Annotated in this window: 1 pseudogene; it reads right to left on the minus strand. The window is 45.7% G+C overall.

The features are described 5' to 3' along the window. Window positions 1-289: pseudogene (locus tag HBA93_RS19295) on the minus strand (sugar phosphate isomerase/epimerase); the annotation flags it as partial. Window positions 290-368: the final 79 nt, after the last annotated feature.

The raw sequence follows: 368 nt of genomic DNA on the forward strand, positions 1-368 counted from the left end.
ATGCAGTATCATAGGCCGGATGAACAGCAACCAGCTGTCCCTGAAGATGGGTTGAAAGCTCAGTAATTTCCAAACCATGCGATGCCGCTATGCCTTTGATTTCATCGCAATAGGTTTGTGAATCTGAAGCTTTTTCCAGATCAAACAACCGCTTGTCCCAAGTGGGAATCTGTACGCCTTTATAGCCGAGCGATGCCGCCCATTTGCAGATAGCATCGAAAGAATGAAAAGGAGCGCTGTCGCCTGCAAACTGCGCCAAAAATATCGCTGGTCCTTTAATCGTTTTCATTATCCCACTCCCATTTTTGCGCTTTACAGCGGTTCCAGCTAAAACTGAATCGTTGGAACCGCTGTAACTATTTGTTTTT

This window comes from Ochrobactrum sp. SFR4, assembly GCF_019730395.1.
Taxonomy (GTDB): Bacteria; Pseudomonadota; Alphaproteobacteria; order Rhizobiales; family Rhizobiaceae; genus Pseudochrobactrum.